This window comes from Streptomyces sp. NPDC044719 (assembly GCF_056433405.1).
The window spans coordinates 418141-439585 of the sequence record NZ_JBWKHE010000005.1 but is presented as its reverse complement, the minus strand read 5'-3'; the positions used below and the strand labels follow the sequence as shown (position 1 = coordinate 439585).

Here is a 21445-nt window from a genome sequence, read left to right as displayed (position 1 = left end):
CCGGTCCCTACACGGTCGGCCGCTCAGCCGGGAGGGTGCCCGTGCCCCGCAGCTGGCCCACCAGCTCCCGCACGATCGCGGCACCGTTCAGGGTCAGCACCGACTCGGGGTGGAACTGCACTCCGGCGAAGCCCTGCCCGCGCAGCGCGTGTACCTCCCCGTCGGCGGCCCGGCTGACCTCGACGCCGTGCGCGGCCAGCTCTTGGTGGGCCTCTTCGTCGCAGCGCGCCACGAAGCTGTTGTAGAAGCCGACGGTCTCCCGCCGCCCGAACAGCTCGATCTCCGTCTGCGCGCCCTGGTGCGGCACGTCCTTCCGTGCGATCTCCAGCCCCAGCTCGGCCGCGATCAGCTCGTGCCCGAGGCAGACGCCGAGCACGCCGTGCTTCTCGGCCCGGATCACCTCGGCCGTCAGGGCGCGCAGGAACCGCATCTTCGGGTCGGCCAGGTCGGACGGATCGCCCGGGCCGGGCCCCAGCACCACCGGCCCCTCGTGCGCGAGCACCGCCTCCCGCAGCCCTGCCTCGTCGTAGCGCCGGACGGTCACCTCCAGACCGCTCGAGCGCAGCACATGCGCGAGCATCGCCGTGAAGGTGTCCTCGCCGTCGACGACCAGGGCGTGCCCGGTGAGCTCCTCGGAGCGCTCCTGCATCCGCAGCCAGAACGGCGCCAGCGACGCCCGGCGCCCGTCGAGCGCGGCACGCACGCGTGGATCCTCGGCGAGCCTCGGCCGCACGGACTCCGCGCGCGGCCTGCCCGGCCGTACGCCCAGGGCCGCCAGCACCCCCGCCGCCTTCGCATGGGTCTCCGCGACCTCGCTCTCGGGGTCCGAGCCGCGCACGAGCGTGGCGCCCACCGGCACCCGCAGCTCACCGTCCGCGTCGATGTCGGCCGTACGGATGAGGATGGGGGAGTCCAGGGTCTGCGCCCCGCCGGAATCCCGCCCGAGCAGGGCCAGCGCCCCGGCATAGTAGCCACGCCCCCCGGCCTCGTGCCGCTCGATCACCCGGCAGGCGTTCTGCACCGGCGAGCCGGTGACGGTCGCCGCGAACATGGTCTCCTTCAGCACCTCCCGCACATCCAGCGAGGACTTCCCGCGCAGCTCGTACTCGGTGTGCGCGAGGTGCGCCATCTCCTTCAGCCGCGGCCCGATCACGACGCCGCCCATGTCGCCGACGGTGCACATCATCTTGAGCTCCTCGTCGACGACCATCGACAGCTCCTCGATCTCCTTGCCGTCGGCGAGGAAGCCGAGCAGATGCTCCGGGGTCGGCCCCTCGGCGGGGTAGCGGTAGGTACCGCTGATCGGGTTCATGACGACGGTGCCGCCGGACATCCGGACGTGCACCTCCGGGCTCGCCCCGACCAGCGTCCGGTCCCCGGTGTGCACGACGAACGTCCAGTACGCGCCCCGCTCGCCCTCCAGCAGCCGCCGGAACAGCGCCAGCGCGTCGGCCCGGCCGAACCCGGGGATCCCACCCTCGTACGTCCGCCGGATCACGAAGTTCGCGCCCTCGCCCCGCCCGATCTCCTCCCGCAGCACCCGCCCGACGATCTCCGCGTACTCGTCGTCGCCGACGTCGAAGCCACCGCCCTCGACCCGCACGTCATGACCCGGGAGCTGTTCCAGGACGTCGGCCAGCGGGATCTCGTACGACTCCTCGGGCGTCAGCACCGCCAGGGGTGTGCCGTCGTCGCGGACGTCGAAGCCGCGCTCGCGGATCTGCCGGAAGGGGACGAGCGCGAGGCCCTCGCCGGGGAGGTCGGCGAGACGGTCGTACGTGGCGACCGGTCCGATCAGGACCTCGACCTGATCATGGTCCTGGCCCGGGGTGCGGCGGCGCAGCAGGGCGAACGGGCGCGGATCGTGAAGGAGCTGTGCCAGGTCCATGGTTCCTCTTCCGTCGATGTCGATCGATGCCGGTGAGGAACGGACCCCGGAAACACCGAAGGCCGCCCCTCGGGCGGCCTTCGCGAAGTCTGTCGTACGCGCAGTCAGTGGGCCGCCGGATGAGCGGTCCACCACCAGGTCTGGATCGAGTGCGCGAACATGCGACGCACCCTATCCCATGTCCGAGGGGTGTACCCGGTGTCTCAATTGCTGGGCATGGGTCAGGACGTCCGACACGACCCCGTAATGTTGAGGTCGTGACCGTGAACGCTAAGACCAGCACCAGTGCTGGCAACACCTGGCGAGACCTGCCCGCGGCGCAGCAGCCCGAGTACCCCGACACCGAGGCTCTGCGCGCAGTCGTTGCGGACCTCGAGTCGTATCCGCCGCTCGTCTTCGCGGGCGAGTGCGACCAGCTGCGTGCCCGGATGGCGGCCGTCGCCAAGGGAGAGGCGTTCCTCCTCCAGGGCGGCGACTGCGCCGAGGCCTTCGACGCGGTGTCCGCGGACCACATCCGCAACAAGCTGAAGACACTGCTCCAGATGGGCGCCGTGCTCACGTACGCCGCGTCCGTGCCCGTGGTCAAGGTCGGCCGGATCGCCGGCCAGTACTCCAAGCCGCGCTCCAAGCCGACCGAGACCCGCGACGGCGTGACGCTGCCGACCTACCGCGGCGACTCCGTCAACGGCTTCGACTTCACCGAAGCGGCCCGGATCCCGGACCCCGAGCGCCTGAAGCGGATGTACCACGCGTCCGCCTCCACGCTGAACCTGGTGCGCGCCTTCACCACCGGCGGCTACGCCGACCTGCGCCAGGTGCACGCCTGGAACCAGGACTTCGTGAAGTCGTCCCCGTCGGGGCAGCGCTACGAGCAGCTCGCCCGCGAGATCGATCAGGCGCTGAACTTCATGCACGCCTGCGGGGCAGACCCGGAGGAGTTCAAGACGGTCGAGTTCTACGCCTCGCACGAGGCGCTGCTGCTCGACTACGAGTCCGCCCTGACCCGGGTCGACTCGCGCACCGGGCAGCTGTACGACGTCTCCGGGCACATGGTGTGGATCGGTGAGCGCACCCGGCAGCTGGACCACGCGCACATCGAGTTCGCCTCGAAGATCCGCAACCCGATCGGCATCAAGCTGGGCCCGACGACCACCGCCGAGGACGCGCTGCAGTACATCGAGCGCCTCGACCCCGAGCGTGAGCCGGGCCGGCTGACCTTCATCGTCCGGATGGGCGCCGACAAGGTCCGCGACAAGCTCCCCGAGCTGGTCGAGAAGGTCACCGCCTCGGGCGCCACCGTGGCCTGGGTGACCGACCCGATGCACGGCAACACCTTCGAGGCGGCCTCCGGGCACAAGACCCGCCGCTTCGACGACGTGCTCGACGAGGTCAAGGGCTTCTTCGAGGTCCACAAGGCGCTCGGCACCCACCCGGGCGGCATCCACGTGGAGCTCACCGGCGACGACGTCACCGAGTGCGTGGGCGGCGGCGACGAGATCTTCGTCGACGATCTGCACCAGCGCTACGAGACGGCCTGCGACCCGCGGCTCAACCGCAGCCAGTCGCTCGACCTGGCGTTCCTCGTGGCCGAGATGTACAGGGACCAGTAACGGGCTCGCCTGTTACCCGGGCATGGACTGGGGCGCGGATCACAGGATCCGCGCCCCTCTCCACTTTTGTGGCTCCGGCCCGACGGGTAAGGTTAGGTTAGCCTCACCGATTAACGGGGACGGCGCCAAGAAACGAACCCGCCGGGAGGTGAGCCGCGTGTACATCTGCAGTTGCTTCGGGATCACCGAGCAGCAGGTCAAGCAGCACGCGGACAGCGGCGCCTGCACCCCCCGCCAGATAGCCTCCGCCTGCAAGGCGGGTACGGACTGCGGGTCGTGCGTACGCCGAATCCAGGCGATCCTCGGCAGGGGCGCGTGTCCTCGCCGGGACATGGCCGACCGGGGTGAACCGGTGCTCTCGGACCTGTCGGATCTGGAAGACGCCGCCTAGGCAGGCCCTAGCTGGGCTGCTCGATCTGCTGCGCGATGTACAGCGCCTCGCCGAGCTTCTCGATGAGCTCGAGCTGCGTGTCCAGATAGTCGATGTGGTGCTCCTCGTCCTCGAGGATCGACTCGAAGAGGTTCGCGGACGTGATGTCGCCCTTGGTGCGCATCACCTCGATGCCACGCTTGAGACGATCGATCGCCTCGACCTCGACCTGCCGGTCGGCCTGGAACATCTCGGTGACCGTCTGGCCGACCCGGACATGGAAGAGCCGCTGGTAGTTGGGCAGACCGTCCAGCATGAGGATGCGCTCGGTGATCTTGTCCGCGTGCTTCATCTCATCGATGGACTCTTCACGCGTGTACTTGGCGAGCTTGGTCCAGCCTTTGTTGTCCTGGATCCGGTAGTGCAGCCAGTACTGGTTGATCGCCGTCAGCTCGCCGGTCAACTGCTCGTTCAGGAATTCGAGGACCTCGGGGTCGCCCTGCATCGCAGAGGCTCCTTCCACGCGTAAGAACTGGCAGGTTGCGCCGCATGATTCCACCGCGGAAGAAGATCGTCCAGTAAGTCTTCACTTAGTAAGTAAGGGCATGCTTAGTTCGGAATGCCCCGTTTTGGAATGGCCCGGGTCAGGGGCATCACCCGAGGTCTGTCAGGATGGACACATGGGTCAGCCGGTGGGACGCGAATCGGGAGAAGGGCGCGATTCAGCAGGAGCGACGCAGCCCGGGCTTCCGCCGGGACAGCGATTGCAGCGCGGCTGGCCGGTCACGCACTACGGGCCCGTCCCCAAGTTCCGGCCCGAGCGCTGGGAGTTCAGGGTCTTCGGCGCCACCGCCGGCGGCGGCAAGCAATGCTGGACCCACGAGGAGTTCACGGCCCTGCCGTACACCACCGTCGTGGCCGATCTGCACTGCGTCACGAAGTTCAGCATGCTGGGCGCCGAGTGGGGCGGGGTCCCCGCGCGCACCATCCTCGACATCGCTCCGCCCGCGGACGACGTCACCCATGTGATGGTGTGGGCCGAGTACGGATTCAGCTCCAACCTCCGGCTGTCCGACTTCGCCTCCGAGCAGGCCCTGTTCGCCACCCACAAGGACGGCGAACTCCTCACCGCGGAGCACGGCTTCCCGCTGCGCCTGATCGTGCCCCACCTGTACGCCTGGAAGGGCCCCAAGTGGGTGCGCGGCGTGGAGTACATGACCGCCGACCGGCGCGGATTCTGGGAGGAGCGCGGCTACCACAACGTCGGCGACCCGTGGCAGGAGCAGCGCTACTCGTACCAGGAGGAGCCCGGGGACGGCCCCGACCTCTGATCTGAAGCTCCCTCTGATCTGAAGCTCTGAAGCCGTCAGCAGTCGCGCAGCTTCTTCAGCCGCTCCACGTCCGCCGCGTGCCCCTCCTTGCCGCCCGGCGTCTCGATGATCAGCGGCACGCCCTCGGTCGCGGGGTGCGTCATCAGGGCCCGGAACGGGTCCTCGCCGATGTGGCCCACGCCGATGTTCTCGTGCCGGTCCTTGTGCGCGCCCACGACGTCCTTGGAGTCGTTGGCGTGGATCAGCTTCAGCCGGCCCTCGCCGACCGTGTCCACCAGCAGGTCCAGCGTCTGGTGCATGCCGCTCGGCCCGGTCAGGTCGTGCCCGGCGGCGAAGATGTGGCAGGTGTCCAGGCACACGCCGAGCATCGGGTGGGCGTCCAGCGCCTCGAAGTACGGGCCGAAGTCCCAGGTCCGCGAGCACAGCGAGGCGCCCTGGCCGGCGGTGGATTCCAGCAGCAGAAACGGGTCGTCGTCATGGGTCAGCTCGTCCAGCAGTGGCAGCAGGTGCTCGCGCACCTGCTTCAGCGCCACGGACCGCTCCCGGCCGCCCGTCGCGCTGCCGGTGTGCACGACCACGCCCAGCGCCCCGATCTCCCGCCCGCGGCGCAGCGAGTGCCGCAGCGACTCCACCGACCGCTCCACCGTCGCCTCGGTGTGCGAGCCGAAGTTGATCAGGTAGGGGGCGTGGACGTACGCCGGGATCGACTCGGCCTCGCACGCCGCGCGGAACGCCTCGTCCTGCTTGGGGTTCCCGGCCGGTGTGGCCCAGCCGCGCGGGTTGGCGACGAAGACCTGGACGGTCTCCGCCTTCAGATCATGGGCGTACGACAGACCGACGGAGTGCAGCCCACCGGCCACGGGGACATGGCCGCCCACCGGATTGCGGGAGGGGCCGGACAGCTGATTGTTCACCCGTTCAGGGTGTCATGCGGCCGGCCCTGCCCCGTCCACGGGCTCCCTGCCCGCGCTCGTCACCTGATCTTGATGGTGATCGTCGAACCCTTGGGCGCGGTCTGGCCGCCCTCGACGGACTGCCCCTTGACCTCGTCGCCGAACAGCCCGAGCAGACCGCGGTCCTCGTCGACCTGGAACCCGGCGCCCTCCAGCGCCCGCGTGGCGTCGTCGACGCTGTCGCCGACCACGTCCGGGACCTCGATCATCTCGGGGCCCTTGGACAGCGTCAGCGTCACCGTGTCGCCCTCGGCCGCCCGGCCGCCGGGGTTCGGGGTCTGCTTGACGACCTGGCCCTTGTCGAACTCGGAGGAGTTGACCCGCTCGGTGGCGACCTTCACCTTGAGCCCGGCGTCCTGCAGCTGCGCCCGGGCGTCGGCTTCGTCCGCGCCGGTGACATCCGGGATGTCGATGGGGCTGCCCTTGCTGACGACCAGCGCGACGGCCGTGCCCGCGCGGACCTTCGTGCCGTCGGCGGGCCGCGCGGAGATCACCGAGCCCTTCGGCACGTCCTCGCTGAACTCCCGGGTGACCATGCCCGGCTCAAGACCGTCCTCCTTCAGCTGGGCCCGCGCCTTGGCCAGCTTCTGGCCCTCCAGGGCGGGCACCCGCACGGTCTCGGGGCCGTCGGACACGGTGATGCTCACCGAGTCGCTGCCACGGATGCGCGTCCCGGCCTTCGGGTCGGTGCTGATGATCTGGCCCCGCTCCACGGTGTCGCTGTAGGCGTGCTCGACCTTGCCGAGATCCAGCCCGGCGTCCTCCAGCCGGCTCTCGGCCTCGGTCTGGGTCTTCGCCAGCAGCGGGGGGACCTCGGTGAACTGGCCCGAGTTGATGTACCAGATGCCGCCGCCGAGGCCCAGCACCAGCAGCACGGCGACGACGATCGCCAGCGGACCGCGCCGGGAGCCCGGGCGGCGCCGGGACGGCGGGGGCGGCGGGGACTCGAAACGGCTGGTGCGGTTGAGCGCCGCCTCGGACGTCTCGTCGTCCTCGTTGACCGGCAGCGGGCGCAGTGTGGTCAGCGCGCGCGGGATCACGCTCGTACGGTCGTCGGCTCCGTCGTGCTCCGCGGAGAGCGCCTGCGGCGGCATCATGTCCAGCTGCTCCGCGCTCAGCCCGGCGCGCCCGTCGCGGACCTGCGCGAGCAGCGCCACCGCGTCGTGCGGGCGGATGTCCGGGGTGCGGGCGGTCGCCGAGGCGACCATCTCGTCCAGCTCGTAGGCCAGACCGGGCACGGCGGCCGACGGCGGCGGGACGTCCTCGTGCAGGTGCTTGTACAGGATCACGGCCGGGGAGTCCGCGTCGTGCGGCTTGTCGCCGGTCAGCATCTCGTACAGCATCACCCCGCACGCGTACACGTCGACGCGGGGATCCGCGGTGCCGTTCTCTATCTGCTCGGGCGCGAGATACGCGACCGTGCCGAGCACGGTCCCCGTGGTGTTCGTCACCGTGTCCACGGCACGGACGAGTCCGAAGTCGGCGACCTTCACCCGGCCGTCGTCCCCTATCAGGACGTTCTCGGGCTTCATGTCCCGGTGCACGAATCCGGCGCGGTGGGCGGCGCCCAGCGCGGCCAGCACCGGCTCCAGGATGTCCAGGGCGGCGCGCGGCTGCAGGGCCCCGCGCTCGCGCAGCACGTCCCGCAGGGTGCAGCCCGCGACGTACTCCATGGCGAGGTAGACGTAGGAGCCGTCGGTGCCCTGGTCGAAGACCTGCACCACGTTCGGATGGGCCAGTCGGGCGACGGACTTCGCCTCGCGGATGAACCGCTCGACGAACGAGCCGTCGACCGCGAGCGAGGGGTGCATCACCTTGAGCGCGAGAACGCGGTCCAGCCGGGTGTCCACAGCCCGGTAGACCGTCGCCATCCCGCCGACGGCGATCCGCGCGTCGATGCGATACCGGCCGTCGAGCACCTGCCCGACCAAGGGGTCCTGAAGGGTCGTGTCCACGGAGGCGAGTGTACGAGCCACGACCGACACCCCGCCGCCCCGGCTGTTTTCGGGGCGCGACTGCAGCCGACCTGTGACGTGTGCCCGCCCGCGCTGCGGGCATACGCACCGCCCAGCTGCGGGCATGCGTGCCGCTGGGGGCGGCACGGGTGGGCGGTGGGGGTCCCCCCGCTCGAGCGAAGCCGAGAGTGGGGGAGGCACCCCGCTACGCCGGGCTGCGCACCCACCCGCCCCAGCACACACGCCCGGCTCACTGAAAAGCAGGCCGCTCCGGATCAAGCACAGCCATCCCCTCACCCGGCGAAGACGCCTCCGCGAAGTGCCGCCGAGGAATACGCCCGGCCCGATACGCCAACCGCCCCGCTTCCACCCCGTTCCTCATGGCGGAAGCCATCAGCACCGGCTCCTGCGCCCGCGTCACCGCCGAGGCGAGCATCACACCCGCACACCCCAGCTCCATCGCCAGCGCCGCGTCCGACGCAGTCCCGGCCCCCGCGTCCAGAATCACCGGCACGCCCGCCCGCTCGACGATCAACTGGAAGTTGTGCGGGTTGCGGATACCGAGCCCGGACCCGATCGGCGACCCCAGCGGCATGATCGCCGCACAGCCCACGTCCTCCAGCTTCCGCGCCAGCACCGGGTCGTCATTGGTGTACGGCAGCACCGTGAACCCGTCGTCGACCAGCGTCTCGGCCGCCTCCAGCGTCTCGATCGGATCGGGCAGCAGTGTGCGCTCGTCGGCGATGACCTCCAGCTTCACCAGGTCGGTGCCCAGGGCTTCGCGCGCCAGTCGGGCCGTGAGGACGGCCTCTCCGGCGGTGAAGCAGCCCGCCGTGTTGGGCAGCACCCGGATGCCGAGCCGGTCCAGGACGGAGAGCACGGAGCCGTGCACCGAGGGGTTCACCCGGCGCATCGCGACCGTCGTCAGCTCCGTCCCGGACGCGACCAGCGAACGCTCCAGCACATCGAGGCTGGGCGCCCCGCCCGTACCCATGATCAGGCGGGACGTGAAGGACGTACCACCGAGGACAAACGGATCGTCGGCCATGGTCAGCCTCCTTGGACGGCGGTGAGGACTTCCACGCGGTCCCCCTCGGAGAGGGACGTGGCCGGCCACTGCGCGCGCGGGACGACGGTTTCGTTGAGGGCGGCGGCCACTCCGGAGGGTGCGGCGGTGAGCGACCTCACGACGGTGTCGAGAGCCGTGCCGGGCCGGACGTCGCGGGACTCCCCGTTGACGGAGATGTTCATACGGGCTGCTCCGTGAGTGCGGTGGCGGTACTGAAGCGCTTCGGGGTGAAGGGGCGGGCCTCCTCGGGGAGTTCGCCCGCCGTCAGGGCGTGTGCCAGGGCGTCGCCGGTCACCGGGGTGAGCAGGACACCGTTGCGGTAGTGCCCGGTGGCCAGCAGCAGCCCCTCGAGCCCGGTCGGGCCGAGCAGCGGCGCGTTGTCGGGGGAGCCGGGCCGCAGTCCGGCCCGGGTCTCCGTGAACGGCAGCTCGGTGATGCCCGGGACCAGCTCGTGCGCGTCCCGCAGCAGCTCGTACACCCCGCCCGCGGTCACGGTGGTGTCCCAGCCGAGCTCCTCGCTGGTCGCCCCGATGACCAGCTCGCCGCTCTCGCGCGGCACCAGGTAGACATGACTGCCGCGCACGACCGCGCGCACGGTCCGGCTCAGGAAGGGCCCGTGCCGCCCCGGCATAGTCAGCCGTACGACCTGCCCCTTCACCGGTCGCACGGGAGGCAGCACGTCCTCGGGGACGCCCGCGAGCCGTCCGCTGAGGCTGCCTCCGGCCAGCACCACCTGTCCGGCGTCCAGGGCGGTCCCGTCGGCCGTGACGACGCCCGCTGCCCGGTCCCGTACGACGGTGAGGCGCTCCGCCCACGCCCGGTGGAAGTCCACACCCGCCCGCTCGCACGCCGTCACCAGCGCCCCGGACAGCCGCCGCGGGTCGATCTGGTGGTCGCCGTCGACCCGCAGCCCGCCGCGCACGCCCGGCGCGAGCATCGGCTCCAGGCGACGGCACTCCCGCCCCGACAGCCACTGCGACTCGAGACCGGACTGCTGCTGCAGGGCGTGCAGTTCGCGCAGATGGGCCCGGTCGTCGGCGTCCAGGGCGACGGCGAGCGTGCCGCAGCGGCGGTAGCCGAGGTCGTGGCCCGTGAGGTCGGTGAGCTCGGCGGCGAAGTCCGGGTAGCGCCGGGCGGAGGCGAGATTCAGACCGAGCAGGGTCTGTTCGCCGTAGTGCAGTTCTGTGACGGCGGCCAGCATGCCGGCCGCCACCTGTGCGGCCCCGCCGCCCGGCTCGGGGTCCACCACGGCCGTGGCGAGCCCGCGTTGTGCGGCCCGCCACGCGGTGACCAGGCCGATGATGCCGCCCCCGATGACGAGGACGTCTGACGTTCGCGTACGCGACATGGGCGTCCAGCCCCTCCCTTCGCCGGCATGACCCGGATCAGGTTCTTACGGTCGGAGGCCGCCAGCCTCCCTCTCAGCCCGGTGCGTCCGGGCTCCCGCGAGTGCTCTACGTTGGCCACCCTAGCCCGATGCCGTATGTCGCAGTAAGGGAGCCTCCGTCCATGGCCCGATCCCTCGACGGTCTCCTCCTCGCCCCGGTCGCCGACCAGGCGCCGTGCCAGGTGGGGACCCGCACCCGGTTCACGTACCACGAGAAGGACGGCGAGATCTGGGCCGAGTACTCGGGCGGCGACGTCGTGCGCGGCCACCTCGTGGGTACCCGGGAGGGTGACCGGCTGGACTTCCGGTACGTACAGCTCAAGCAGGACGGAACCACCTCCTCGGGGCACTGTGTGTCGACGGTCGTGGAGCTGTCCGACGGGCGGGTGCGGCTGGAGGAGACCTGGGAGTGGGAGTCGCAGCGGGGCAGCGGTACGAGCGTTGTGGAGCAGGTCACTGCGCATGAGCGCTGACTGACAAAACGTCAGGTGTCTATGGTGATCAGGTGAGCGAGCAGACGCAGGAAGCAGGTCCGTCCGCCCCGAGGCGCGTGGTCGTGGCGGGTGCGGGCATGGCCGGTGTGCAGACCGCGGTAGCCCTGCGGGAGCAGGGCTTCACCGGCACCGTGATCCTCCTCGGCGCCGAGCCCCACCAGCCGTACGACCGGCCCCCGTTGTCCAAGGCCGTCCTGCTCGGCAAGGCCGAGGGCTCCGCCTTCGACCTCGACTTCGAGGCCCTCGGCATCGAACTGCGACTCGGCTGCGAGGTGCTGGGCCTGCGCCCCGGTGATCACGAGCTGGACACCGAGGACGGGCCGGTGCCGTACGACGCCCTCGTCGTCGCGACCGGCGCCGAACCGGTCCGGCTGCCCGGCTCGGAGGGCGTGCCTGGCGTGCATCTGCTGCGCACCCTGGACGACGCCGAGAGGCTGCGGCCCGTGCTGGCCCGCAAGCACGACATCGTGGTCGTAGGCGCGGGCTGGATCGGCGCGGAGTTCGCCACCGCCGCGCGCGAGGCGGGCTGCGCGGTGACCGTCGTGGAGGCCGCCGAACGGCCGCTCGCCGGGGCGCTGCCCGCCGAGGTCGCGGCCCCGATGGCCGGCTGGTACGCCGACGCGGGTGCGGTGCTGCGCACGCACGCGCGCGTGGAGCGCGTCGAGCCCGGGGCGGTGCTCCTCGACGACGGCACGCGGCTGCCGGCGGGCGCGGTCGTGGTCGGCATCGGCGCCCGCCCCGCCACGGCGTGGCTGGCCGGCTCCGGAGTGGAGCTCGGTGCCCAGCGCGAGATCGTGTGCGACCAGCACCTGCGGACGTCGGTGCGGGACGTGTACGCGGTCGGCGACTGCGCCTCCTTCCCCTCGGGGCGGTACGGCGAGCGCCTGCTGGTGCACCACTGGGACAACGCCCTCCAGGGGCCGCGCACGGTGGCCCTGAACATCGTCGGCCGGGCCTCGGGGGAGACCCCGGCGGTGTACGACCCGGTGCCGTACTTCTGGTCCGAGCAGTTCGGGCGGTTCGTGCAGTACGCCGGGCACCACGCCGGCGCCGACACGACCCTGTGGCGGGGCGACCCGGCGGGGCCGGCCTGGACGGTCTGCTGGCTCCGCGGGGACCGGCTGGTCGCCCTGCTGGCGGTGGGCCGGCCCCGGGACCTGGCGCAGGGGCGTCGCCTGATCGAGTCGGGCGCCGCCATGAATCCGGTGCTGCTGGAGGACCCGGCCAGGCCGCTGAAGGCGGCGACGGCGTAGCCGTCGGGGAAGCGGTCGGGGGAGCCCGTCGTCCGCCCAGGTGGGCCGGGCTGACTTCCGACTGTCAGTGGCGGATGGCAGGCTGGTTTCCGTGACCGAGATTGACGCAAAGATCGATGCTCTCGTCCCCGCCTGGCTCACCCTCCCCGACATCGCCGAACAGTTCGGTGTCGAGGTGACGCGTGTGCGGCAGCTGGTCAAGGACGGCCAGCTCATCGCCGTACGCCGAGGTGAGAACCGCGCGCTGCACGTCCCCGCCGCCTTCATCGACGGGGACAAGGTCGTCAAGGGCCTGTCCGGGACCCTGACGCTCCTGAGGGACGACGGCTTCACGGACGAGGAGATGCTGGAGTGGCTCTTCACCCCCGACCCGAGCCTGCCCGGCACCCCGGCGCAGGCACTGAGTGAGAATCGCGGCACGGAGGTGAAGCGCCGCGCCCAGGCGCTCGCGGTCTGACCCGACCTCGACGAGACACCGTCCGGTGCCGTGCGAGCGGTGCCGGACCTGAATGACTGCCCGGAGCACGGGCCGCGGTCCAGGGGGGCCACGGCCCCGGGGTGGCTCGCGCCCGCTCCGGGCGTGGGCCGCCGGGCCGGGCCCTGAGGGACCCCTGCCGGGGCCTTGGGCTGCCCGGACCGGGGCGGTCTCCGCTCCCCGGTCCGGGCTCGGCTGCCGCCCGGACCGGGTGAGAGACTCGGGACCTGCCCGGAGCCTGCCGAGGTCAGAGTGACCTCGCCACCCCGCCGGCACCGGCACGGGGCGCTTCGGCGCCCTGGTCGCACCCCGTACGCTCCGCCACCGGCACGGGTGTCCGCACCCGCCCGCCACCGACACCCAGGGGGACACGCATGCCCGACACCGCCACCACCGCACGGGCCCAGCTCGCCGACGCCCGGGTCTACCTCTGCACCGACGCCCGCAAGCGGCAGGGCGATCTCGTGGAGTTCCTCGATGCCGTGCTGGCCGGCGGGGTCGACATCGTGCAGTTGCGGGACAAGGGCATGGAGGCGGGCGAGGAACTGGAGCAGCTGGCACTCTTCGCCGACGCCTGTGCCCGGCACGGGAAGCTGCTCGCGGTGAACGACCGCGCTGACGTCGCCCACGCCGCCGGCTCCGATGTGCTGCACCTCGGCCAGGGCGACCTCCCGGTCCCCGCGGCCCGCGCGATCCTCGGCGACGACGTCCTGATCGGCCGCTCCACGCACGCCGAGTCCGAGGCCGCGGCGGCCGCCGCCCAGGACGGCGTGGACTACTTCTGCACCGGCCCGTGCTGGCCCACCCCCACCAAGCCCGGCCGCCACGCCCCGGGCCTGGACCTCGTCCGGTACACCGCCGCCCTCGGCACCGAGCGCCCCTGGTTCGCCATCGGCGGCATCGACCTCGGCAACCTCGATCAGATCCTGGAGGCGGGCGCCCGGCGCGTCGTCGTCGTACGGGCGATCACCGAGGCCGACGACCCGGGCGCGGCGGCCACCGAGTTCGCGAAGAGGCTGCGGGAGAAGTAGTACGCCGGTTGGCCGGAAGTCCAGGGGCCGGATGTCCAAGGGGTGGACAGCAAGTGCGCAAATCGGGCAAAAATCGATGCCCGGTTGGGTGACCGTCCGCCCCTGGCTAACCTGCCGGTATGGCCCTCGGCACCGCATCCATCAGGTCGGACCACGCACGCACCGTCCGAGACATGCTCGCGACAGGCAAGACGACGTACTCGTTCGAGTTCTACGCGCCCAAGACCCCGAAGGGCGAGCGGAACCTGTGGAACGCCCTGCGCCGGGTCGAGGCGGTGGCGCCCGACTTCGTCTCCGTGACCTACGGCGCGGGCGGTTCCACCCGCGCGGGCACGGTCAAGGCGACCGAGGCGATCGCCTCCGACACCACCCTCACCCCGATCGCGCACCTCACGGCCGTCGACCACTCGGTCGCCGACCTGCGCAACATCATCGGCCAGTACGCCGACGCCGGGATCCGCAACATGCTCGCCCTGCGCGGCGACCCGCCCGGCGACCCGATGGGCGACTGGGTGCCGCACCCCCGCGGCCTCGCCTACGCCGCCGAGCTCGTCGAGCTGATCAAGGCGTCCGGCGACTTCTGCGTGGGCGTCGCCGCCTTCCCCGCGATGCACCCGCGTTCCAGCGACTGGGACGCCGACGTCCGCCACTTCGTCGACAAGTGCCGCGCGGGCGCGGACTACGCGATCACACAGATGTTCTTCCAGCCGGAGGACTACCTGCGGCTGCGGGATCGAGTTTCGGCCGCCGGCTGCGACACCCCGATCATCCCCGAGATCATGCCGATCGCCAGCGTGAAGTCGCTGGCGCGCATCCCGTCCCTCACCAACGCCGTGTTCCCGGCCGCCCTGAAAGAGCGGATCCTCACAGCAAAAGACGATCCGGCCGCTGTACGCTCCATTGGGATCGAATTCGCCACGGAGTTCTGTGCGCGGCTGCTCGCCGAGGGAGTGCCCGGCTTGCACTTCATCACGCTCAACAACTCCACGGCGACCCTGGAAATCTACGAGAACCTGGGCCTGCACCACCCATCGCAGGCCTAGACCGTTCGCACCGGTATACGACACACTGCGTAGCGGCCACTGGAGAGGGGCGTACATGGGCTGGGCGGTCCTCTACATCGCGTTCGGCATCGTCGCGCTGTGGCTGCTGGGCGAGGTGCTGTTGCAGTACAAGGCGCGGCTGCGCTGGCGGCTGCTGGCCTTCGCCGGCTTCCTAGGCGTCGTCGTCGGTGTCCTGATCCCGTCGGTCGTCGTGATCGGACTGGGCGCGGCCGCCTTCGCGGTCGGGCAGACCTACGTCACCCTGTCGTTCCGCAGCGGCTTCGCGGCCGGCTGGGCGATGAACGCCCCGATGCTGGGCGGCGGCAAGCGCGGCCGCGGTGAGCGGGGCCGCCAGGATCCGACCCTCGAGGTCTCCGGCCTGGAGGCGGCGGGCGGCGGCTACGGCGACGAGCGCGGCGAATACCGCCACGACGCCGCCTCGTACGACCAGGGCGACGACTACGACCGTGACGACGTCTTCACCCCCGCGCGCCCCGTCCAGCCGACGGCCGCCGAGACGACCGCCGTGTACGAGCCGCAGCCCATCCCGGACGACACAGGCTCCTACGGCGTCTACGGCGACACCGGCTACCAGCAGGCCCCGCCGCCCCACGACCAGTACGCCGCCACGGCCCAGGGCACCGACCAGTCCTACGCCTACGACTACTCGGGCTACGGCCAGCAGCAGGGCTACGACGCCACGGGCCAGCAGCAGTACGCCGCCTACTCCGACCCGTACGTCGGCAATTCCACCTACGGCGGGACCTCGTACGACACCGGCTACGGCGACCAGCAGTACTACGGCCAGCAGCAGGGCTACGGCCAGGACCAGTACGCCGGCACCTACGGCGGCGAGTCCCCGCCCGGCGGTGTGTGGGTCCCGCAGCAGCGCACCGACGAGTACGGGCAGGAGCTGCCGCCGGAGCAGCCGTACCCCTACCAGGGCAACGGGCAGCAGCAGCCGCAGGGCAACGGATTCGACGAGCAGTACCGTTTCTGAAGCCTGAACCCCGCCGGGGGCGGTGGGCTCACTGGGAGCCCCGGAACCCCGGCCCCTCCACGATCAGTCCGGCCACCAGCGCGCCCGACATGCCCGCATGCGGCAGTCCGCCGCCGGGGTGCGCCCAGCCGCCGACGGTGAACAGGCCGGGCACGCGCGTGCTGTTGGACGGATGCAGCAGCCGCCCGCCGGCCGCCGCCAGTGCCTGCACCGGCACGGCCCCGCCCTCCGCGCCGGTCGCCTCGGCGATGTCGGCCGGGGTGCGCACCTCGTGCCACAGGAGACGGTCGCGCAGGTCGGGTACGGCACGTTCGGCCACGCTGATCATGGTGTCGGCGAGGTCGTCGTAGGACGCCTGGCGCCCCTCGGGCCGGGCGGGCACCACCGTCGTGAGGGTGACCGCCTCGTGCTCCCGGTCCGGGACTAGTGCCGGGTCGTCGGGCCGCAGCACCGTGACCGTGGGCTGCGCGTCCGCCCCCGCCGTGCCGAACAGCGCGTCCAGCTCGGCCTCCCGGTCCGCCGTGTGCACCACCGTGCGGTGTGCCGTGCCCTCGGGGCGGGCGCCGCGCAGGCCCAGCAGCACCGTGAGCCGGCTGGCCGACGCCGGCTGTGGCGGCACCTCGCCGTCGCCCCGCACCACGGTCCCCGTCGTCAGCCGGTCCAGTGTGCCGGGCGTGACGCCGGCAACCACGAAGTCCGCCTCCGCGACCGTCCCGTCGGCCAGTTCGACCCCCGAGGCATGCCCGTCCTTCTCCAGCACCCCGGTCACGTCGGCGCCGAAGCGGAACTCGACCTTTCTGGCCACGCACCGCTCGTACACCGCCCGCGCCAGCTCGCGCAGACCCCCGCGCACGTACCAGACGCCGAAGGCGTGCTCCATGTACGGCAGTACGGCCGCGCTCGCCGGGGTGGCCCGGGGGTCCAGGCCCTGGGCGAGGGCGTGGCTCTCCAGCAGGGCGGTGAGCCGGGGGTCGCGCAGCTCCCAGGCGCCGATCTCGGCGAGCGTCCCGGCCCGGCGGGTGCGGAGCAGCCGCTTGTGGGGCACCGCCGGGTAGGGCTCGCGCTCGGCCAGCACCTGCCAGTTCGGCCACAGCGGCTCCTCCAGGAGCGGGCGTCGGGTCCGGTCCCAGGCCTCCCGGGCTCGGACCAGGAAGTCACCCCACCGGTTCCCGGTGCCCGGGCCGAGGCCATCGTCCAGGGCGGTGACGACGCCCGCGCGCGAGGCGTTCGGCAGCGACACCTCGGTGCCGTCCGCGAACACGTGCCGGGACGAGGGGTCGACCTGGACCAGCTCGACGCAACGCTCCAGCGGCTCCTTGCCGGTCTTGACGAACAGATCGCGATAGACGGCCGGCAGCGGGAGCAGGCCGGGGCCGGTGTCGAAGGAGAACCCGTCACGCTCGAAGCGGCGCAGGGCTCCGCCGTACGTGTCCGTCCGCTCGTACACCACCACCCGGTGGCCCGCTACGGCCAGCCGGGCGGCAGCCGTCAGCGCGCCCATCCCGGCGCCGATCACCGCAATCCGTGCCATGCGAAGGACTCTACCGACCCCCACTGACAGAGCGTTCTGGTGCCGCGTGCGCAGGGCTGAGTACCAGTACCTAGCCGGGGAGTTGAGTACGCGCGCGGATGGGGGACGGCCGGCGGGAACGAGAGAGTGGAGCCACGGAAAGGGGCACGGCTCCGGCACCGGCGACACGGGGCGCCGGAACGGGGCCGGCCCGCGATCCGCTCCTTCCGCCGGCCATGTCGGCGGGAGCGAGACACGGGGGAGAACCGGGGGACGACCGAACGGGGGTCCTGCGGGGGACGCACGGGGGAGCAGGAAAGAGGGGGAGCAAGGAAGGCGCCGGTTCGAGGTGGCCCGCGGGGGACGCGGCCACGGCGGACCGGCGCTTTCACGTCCGCGCCTGCCGCGTTCTCAGCGGCAGCCGCTCACCCTCCCCTGGAGCAGCCGGGACAGTGCCGCGTGGACGTCGTCCAGGGAGCGCTCCGCCTGGAAGGACTTCCAGTCGAGCGCGGCCACCAGGACCATGCCGACCAGCGCGGACGCCGTCAGCGGGACGTCGATCTCGTCGCTGAACTCGCCGCCCTCGACGCCCTCGCGCAGTGCGTCCTCCACGACCGCGACGGCCTGCTGCCTGACCACCATCAGCGTGGACTGCCAGGTCCGGTTGGTGCGCCACAGCTCGGCCACGTAGAGCTGGGTGAAGGCCGGGTAGCGGTCGATGAAGACCAGCCCAGCGCGGATCATCGCGTCCAGCGCGTCGACCTTGGTGCCGCCCTCACGGGCGGTCCGCTCGGACGCTTCCCGGAGGGAGGCGGTGAGGAGCCCCACTCCGTGCCGCAGCAGCTCCTCGAAGAGGACGGACTTGCTCGCGAAGTTGTAGTAGACCGTGCCCTTCGCGACCCCGGCACGCTCGGCGATCTCGTCCACGGTCGTGGCGGAGAAGCCCTGCTCGGCGATGAGCGTGACGGCCGCCTCGTAGAGCTTCTGCCGGGTGGCCTCGCGGCGCGTGCTGCCGCCCGACGTTGCACTGCTGCTTTCCATGGCCCTGATTGTCACAGGAACCTTTCCGGGAGACGTGACGGAAGGGCTCACAGGCTCAGCTCCGGGTGCAGCCGGTCCAGGGTCCACACCTGGCGGCGGCGGGCCGCCACGGCGGTCAGCGCGAGGGCGCCCGCGGTGAACGCCGTCAGCACCACGCACGCGTGCCACACCGGTTCCAGACCGCCGCCCGTGATCAGCCTCCTGAGGGCCTCCACGACGTAGCTCATCGGCAGGAAGGGGTGGAGCGCGTTGAAGAAGCCGGGACTGGTCTGCACGGGGTACGTGCCGCCCGCCGACGTGAGCTGGAGCATCAGCAGGGCGAGGACGAGGATCCGGCCCGCCGCCCCGAAGCGCGCGTTCAGCCACTGCACGATCGCCGCGAAGCACGCCGTCACCAGGAACAGGAAGCCCACCGTCCCGGCCGCCCGCGCCATCTCCAGGCCGACCGCCCAGTGCAGCACCGACATCAGGGCCACCGTCTGGAGCACCCCGATCGCCACCACCGGCAGCCAGCCGGCCAGCGCGATCCGCCACGCCGAGGCGCCCGCGGCGAGCGCACGCCGGTTCATCGGCGCGATCAGCATGTACGCCACCATCGCGCCCACCCACAGCGACAGCGGGATGAAGTACGGGGCGAAGCCGGTGCCGTAGTTGGGCGCCTTGTGCAGGTCCTGGGAGGCGAGCCGCACGGGGTCGGCCATGACCTCGGTGCGCCGGTCGCGGTCCTGCTTGTCGTAGTCGGGGATCTGCTCGGCCCCGTCGTGCAGTCCGCCGGCCAGCTTCCCGGAGCCGCCGACGAGCTTGTAGATGCCGCCGTTGAGGTCGTCCGCGCCGGTCTTCAGATCGCCGACGCCCTGGTCAAGGTCGGTGGCACCGGTCTTGGCCGTGCCGATCCCCTTGTGCAGCTTCTTCGCGCCCGCGGCGACCTCGGCCGCCCCGTCGTTCAGCTTGTTGATCTTCTTGACGGCGTCGTCGAGGTCCTCGGAGAGGTGCGGCGCGCGGTCGGCGAGGGCCTGGGACTGCTTCTGGAGGGTGGCGAGGTTCTTGTCGAGCGTGGTCAGGTCGCCGTTCTGGTCCGCGATCAGCGTGTCGAGGTCGTCGGCGATCGTCGCCACGTCGGCGGCCGCGTCCTTGGCCTTCTTCAGGTCCGCGCAGGCGGCGTCGGGCAGCACGGGGTCGTCGCAGCGCCTGGCGTAGACGCCGTTCAGCGTGTCCGACGCCGTACGGGCGTTCTTGGCGGCGGCCGGGGCCCGTTCCGCCAGGGTGTCCAGGTGCTTGCGGATCACTCCGGAGGAGTCGGCGACGAGCTGGGCCGTGTCGCCGATGGTCTTCTCGTTGCCCTTCAGGAAGGGGGCCACCTTGCGGGCGTTCGTGTTGACCTTGTCGGCGAGCCTCTGCGTGCCTTCCGCGACCCGCTTCGTGCCGTCCGCCACGTCGCCCGCGCCCTTGTCCAGCTTCTTCAGGCCCTTGGACAGCTTCCCGCTGCCGTCCTTGGCGTCCTTCAGGCCGTCGGCGAGGTCCTTGGAGCCCTTCTCGGCCTTCCCGATGCCGCCCTTGAGCTTGTCGGCGCCCTTCGCGGCCTTCACGGTCTCGCCGTGGATGTCGGAGAACGACACGAAGATCTTGTCCAGGAAGGACCGTGACGTCTTCGTGGACGCGGCCTGGCGCACCTCGCTGAACACCGTCCGGGAGATCTGCCCGACGATGTAGTTGTTCGCGTCGTTGGTGCGCACCTGGAGGGCGCCGGTCTCCGGGGACTTCCCGGAGCTGGAGGCGATCCGCTCGCTGAAGTCGCCGGGCATGGTGAGCGACAGGTAGTAGGTGCCGTCCTCGACGCCCCTGCGGGCCTCGGCCGCGCTCACCTCCTGCCAGTCGAAGGTCTTGCTGTCGCGCAGCCGCTCCGTGATGTCGTCGCCCGCCGTCACCTTCTTCCCGTCGGCGGTAGCCCCCTTGTCGTCATTCACGAGCGCCACGGGGATACGGTCCAGCCGGCCGTACGGGTCCCAGAACGACCACAGGTACAGCGCGCCGTACAGCAACGGCAGCACCAGCAGCGCGACCAGTGCGGCGCGCGGCAGCTTCCCCCGGCCGAAGCGGCGGAGCTCAAGCGCGGCCAGTCTCGGCGAGCGCATCGGCCTTCTCCTTGTCCTCGCTCTGATGGGTGCTCTGCGGGGTTTCCTGACGGGTGGACACCTTGACGGCGCCCTCGGGTGCCTCGCTGCACACCGCCACGACCGTCGTCCCGGCGTCGGCGAGGGACCTGAGCAGTGCCCAGACCTCGTCGCGCTCGCCGTCCGAGAGCTTGAGGTCGGTGTCGTCGACCCCGAGCAGCCGCGGCCGGGCCACGAGGGCGAGGGCGACCGACAGCCGCAGCGCCTCCAGGCGCTCCAGATCGCGTACGGCGGTACGGGGACCCTTGGGCAGCGCCTCCAGGTCGAGTCCGGCCGCGGCGAGTGCGGTGTCCACCCGCTGTCCTGCCTCGGCCGCCCGCTCGCCGCGTGGCCGCAGCAGCCCGCGCAGGGAGTCGCCGAACCGCCGGTGGAGCAGGGCGCGTTCGCGCAGGTGCTCGCCGACGGTCAGGGCCGGCTCGAGATCGGTGACCCCGGGCACATGGGCCAGGGCGCTGACCCGGCGCGCCGCCGACATCTGCTTGGGCAGTCTGGCCTCGCCGACGGCTGCCGTGCCCTCCGTGATCTTCATCCGGCCCGTCAGCGCGAGCAGCAGGCACGTGCGGCCGGACCCGGACGGGCCCTCGACCGCGATGAGTGATCCCGGCTCGGCGTCGACGGACATCCCGCGGAACGCCCACCCGCGCGGCCCCTTGCTCCCAAGGTCCTCGGCGGCGACCCGCACCCCTCCCGGTTGTTCCCCCACGGGGCTCCCCTGACTGTGCGCGACGATGGTGCGCATGAATTTGAACTGACTGGTCAGTGCAAAAACTACTCCGAACCTACGAGCGAAGCAAAACCGCAGGTCAGAACGGATTGTCAGTGCCATACCTCACGATGGGTCACATACGGCACTCCGTGGGAGGA

Annotated in this window: 21 protein-coding genes and 1 riboswitch; of the genes, 9 read left to right on the top strand and 12 right to left on the bottom strand. The window is 71.5% G+C overall.

Annotated features, from left to right (window positions below):
• Positions 1-7 precede the first annotated feature (7 nt).
• Both AC07DF_RS22165 and AC07DF_RS22160 read right to left on the bottom strand, forming a co-directional pair.
• Positions 8-1888, bottom strand: a complete 1881-nt coding sequence (locus AC07DF_RS22165; protein WP_478973843.1) for an anthranilate synthase family protein — start codon at positions 1886-1888, stop codon at positions 8-10.
• Positions 1889-1992: 104 nt separating this feature from the next.
• Positions 1993-2049, bottom strand: a complete 57-nt coding sequence (locus tag AC07DF_RS22160) for a trp operon leader peptide (RefSeq protein WP_082319877.1) — start codon at positions 2047-2049, stop codon at positions 1993-1995.
• 96 nt (positions 2050-2145) lie between these two features.
• Between AC07DF_RS22160 and AC07DF_RS22155 the strand changes: the two genes are divergently transcribed.
• Complete coding sequence (locus tag AC07DF_RS22155; RefSeq protein ID WP_478973840.1) at positions 2146-3498, top strand: class II 3-deoxy-7-phosphoheptulonate synthase; 1353 nt, start codon at positions 2146-2148, stop codon at positions 3496-3498.
• Positions 3499-3646: 148 nt separating this feature from the next.
• The gene (locus tag AC07DF_RS22150; protein ID WP_399020723.1) at positions 3647-3889 is read left to right on the top strand and encodes a (2Fe-2S)-binding protein; all 243 of its coding nucleotides are present in this window, start codon (positions 3647-3649) and stop codon (positions 3887-3889) included.
• Between the two features lie 7 nt (positions 3890-3896).
• Here the strand turns inward: AC07DF_RS22150 and bfr are convergent, their stop codons facing one another.
• Positions 3897-4373, bottom strand: a complete 477-nt coding sequence (gene bfr / locus AC07DF_RS22145) for a bacterioferritin (RefSeq protein ID WP_031107638.1) — start codon at positions 4371-4373, stop codon at positions 3897-3899.
• 175 nt (positions 4374-4548) lie between these two features.
• Here bfr and AC07DF_RS22140 point away from each other — a divergent pair, with 175 nt between their 5' ends.
• Entirely contained in the window at positions 4549-5199 is a 651-nt protein-coding gene (locus tag AC07DF_RS22140; RefSeq protein WP_478973835.1) for a sulfite oxidase-like oxidoreductase, read from the top strand.
• A gap of 35 nt (positions 5200-5234) precedes the next feature.
• On the opposite strand, the gene AC07DF_RS22135 is transcribed toward AC07DF_RS22140, so the two are convergent.
• The 5 genes from AC07DF_RS22135 to thiO all read right to left on the bottom strand — a co-directional run bounded on the left by AC07DF_RS22135 (position 5235) and on the right by thiO (position 10524).
• Positions 5235-6113, bottom strand: coding sequence for a deoxyribonuclease IV (locus AC07DF_RS22135; protein ID WP_478973832.1), 879 nt, complete (start codon positions 6111-6113; stop codon positions 5235-5237).
• Between the two features lie 59 nt (positions 6114-6172).
• On the bottom strand, positions 6173-8107 hold the full coding sequence (pknB, locus tag AC07DF_RS22130) for a Stk1 family PASTA domain-containing Ser/Thr kinase (RefSeq protein ID WP_478973828.1): 1935 nt from the start codon (positions 8105-8107) through the stop codon (positions 6173-6175).
• Positions 8108-8357: 250 nt separating this feature from the next.
• A complete protein-coding gene (locus AC07DF_RS22125; RefSeq protein ID WP_478973826.1) occupies positions 8358-9155 on the bottom strand; it encodes a thiazole synthase in 798 nt (265 codons plus the stop codon).
• Between the two features lie 2 nt (positions 9156-9157).
• Positions 9158-9358, bottom strand: a complete 201-nt coding sequence (gene thiS, locus AC07DF_RS22120) for a sulfur carrier protein ThiS (RefSeq protein ID WP_478973823.1) — start codon at positions 9356-9358, stop codon at positions 9158-9160.
• A complete protein-coding gene (thiO, locus tag AC07DF_RS22115; RefSeq protein WP_478973820.1) occupies positions 9355-10524 on the bottom strand; it encodes a glycine oxidase ThiO in 1170 nt (389 codons plus the stop codon). The genes thiS and thiO overlap by 4 nt, the downstream gene beginning before the upstream one ends.
• A riboswitch (TPP riboswitch) is annotated at positions 10522-10633 on the bottom strand. It overlaps the preceding gene by 3 nt.
• Before the next feature lie 52 nt (positions 10634-10685).
• Between thiO and AC07DF_RS22110 the strand changes: the two genes are divergently transcribed.
• From AC07DF_RS22110 to AC07DF_RS22085, 6 genes are all read left to right on the top strand, one after another.
• Positions 10686-11036, top strand: coding sequence for an avidin-fold protein (locus tag AC07DF_RS22110; protein WP_478973817.1), 351 nt, complete (start codon positions 10686-10688; stop codon positions 11034-11036).
• Positions 11037-11068: 32 nt separating this feature from the next.
• Entirely contained in the window at positions 11069-12310 is a 1242-nt protein-coding gene (locus AC07DF_RS22105) for an NAD(P)/FAD-dependent oxidoreductase (protein WP_478973814.1), read from the top strand.
• Between the two features lie 91 nt (positions 12311-12401).
• Positions 12402-12767 carry an Rv2175c family DNA-binding protein gene (locus tag AC07DF_RS22100; protein WP_031131943.1) on the top strand — a complete coding sequence of 122 codons (366 nt, stop codon included), beginning with the start codon at positions 12402-12404 and terminating at the stop codon, positions 12765-12767.
• A 392-nt stretch (positions 12768-13159) separates the two neighbouring features.
• Positions 13160-13816 (top strand): thiamine phosphate synthase, encoded by a 657-nt coding sequence (gene thiE, locus AC07DF_RS22095; protein WP_478973810.1) that lies wholly within the window; start codon positions 13160-13162, stop codon positions 13814-13816.
• Between the two features lie 119 nt (positions 13817-13935).
• A complete protein-coding gene (gene metF, locus AC07DF_RS22090; protein ID WP_478973807.1) occupies positions 13936-14859 on the top strand; it encodes a methylenetetrahydrofolate reductase [NAD(P)H] in 924 nt (307 codons plus the stop codon).
• A gap of 55 nt (positions 14860-14914) precedes the next feature.
• Complete coding sequence (locus AC07DF_RS22085; protein WP_478973804.1) at positions 14915-15859, top strand: SCO2102 family sporulation regulator; 945 nt, start codon at positions 14915-14917, stop codon at positions 15857-15859.
• Positions 15860-15887: 28 nt separating this feature from the next.
• Here AC07DF_RS22085 and AC07DF_RS22080 read toward each other — a convergent pair whose 3' ends face one another.
• The 4 genes from AC07DF_RS22080 to AC07DF_RS22065 all read right to left on the bottom strand — a co-directional run bounded on the left by AC07DF_RS22080 (position 15888) and on the right by AC07DF_RS22065 (position 21320).
• Positions 15888-17390 (bottom strand): phytoene desaturase family protein, encoded by a 1503-nt coding sequence (locus tag AC07DF_RS22080; protein WP_478973801.1) that lies wholly within the window; start codon positions 17388-17390, stop codon positions 15888-15890.
• Between the two features lie 390 nt (positions 17391-17780).
• The gene (locus tag AC07DF_RS22075; RefSeq protein WP_478973798.1) at positions 17781-18410 is read right to left on the bottom strand and encodes a TetR/AcrR family transcriptional regulator; all 630 of its coding nucleotides are present in this window, start codon (positions 18408-18410) and stop codon (positions 17781-17783) included.
• 47 nt (positions 18411-18457) lie between these two features.
• Entirely contained in the window at positions 18458-20542 is a 2085-nt protein-coding gene (locus tag AC07DF_RS22070; protein WP_478973795.1) for a YhgE/Pip family protein, read from the bottom strand.
• Entirely contained in the window at positions 20514-21320 is an 807-nt protein-coding gene (locus AC07DF_RS22065; RefSeq protein ID WP_478973792.1) for an ATP-binding cassette domain-containing protein, read from the bottom strand. The genes AC07DF_RS22070 and AC07DF_RS22065 overlap by 29 nt, the downstream gene beginning before the upstream one ends.
• Between the last annotated feature and the right edge of the window lie 125 nt (positions 21321-21445).

Bases quoted from the DNA above. Each gene is read 5' to 3' on its own strand.
- metF (WP_478973807.1), top strand. From the start codon at position 13,936: ATGGCCCTCGGCACCGCATCCATCAGGTCGGACCACGCACGCACCGTC.
- AC07DF_RS22165 (WP_478973843.1), bottom strand. From the start codon at position 1,888: ATGGACCTGGCACAGCTCCTTCACGATCCGCGCCCGTTCGCCCTGCTG.
- AC07DF_RS22125 (WP_478973826.1), bottom strand. From the start codon at position 9,155: ATGGCCGACGATCCGTTTGTCCTCGGTGGTACGTCCTTCACGTCCCGC.
- thiO (WP_478973820.1), bottom strand. From the start codon at position 10,524: ATGTCGCGTACGCGAACGTCAGACGTCCTCGTCATCGGGGGCGGCATC.
- AC07DF_RS22070 (WP_478973795.1), bottom strand. From the start codon at position 20,542: ATGCGCTCGCCGAGACTGGCCGCGCTTGAGCTCCGCCGCTTCGGCCGG.
- thiE (WP_478973810.1), top strand. From the start codon at position 13,160: ATGCCCGACACCGCCACCACCGCACGGGCCCAGCTCGCCGACGCCCGG.
- AC07DF_RS22085 (WP_478973804.1), top strand. From the start codon at position 14,915: ATGGGCTGGGCGGTCCTCTACATCGCGTTCGGCATCGTCGCGCTGTGG.
- thiS (WP_478973823.1), bottom strand. From the start codon at position 9,358: ATGAACATCTCCGTCAACGGGGAGTCCCGCGACGTCCGGCCCGGCACG.
- AC07DF_RS22080 (WP_478973801.1), bottom strand. From the start codon at position 17,390: ATGGCACGGATTGCGGTGATCGGCGCCGGGATGGGCGCGCTGACGGCT.
- AC07DF_RS22065 (WP_478973792.1), bottom strand. From the start codon at position 21,320: ATGCGCACCATCGTCGCGCACAGTCAGGGGAGCCCCGTGGGGGAACAA.
- AC07DF_RS22110 (WP_478973817.1), top strand. From the start codon at position 10,686: ATGGCCCGATCCCTCGACGGTCTCCTCCTCGCCCCGGTCGCCGACCAG.
- AC07DF_RS22075 (WP_478973798.1), bottom strand. From the start codon at position 18,410: ATGGAAAGCAGCAGTGCAACGTCGGGCGGCAGCACGCGCCGCGAGGCC.
- AC07DF_RS22140 (WP_478973835.1), top strand. From the start codon at position 4,549: ATGGGTCAGCCGGTGGGACGCGAATCGGGAGAAGGGCGCGATTCAGCA.
- bfr (WP_031107638.1), bottom strand. From the start codon at position 4,373: ATGCAGGGCGACCCCGAGGTCCTCGAATTCCTGAACGAGCAGTTGACC.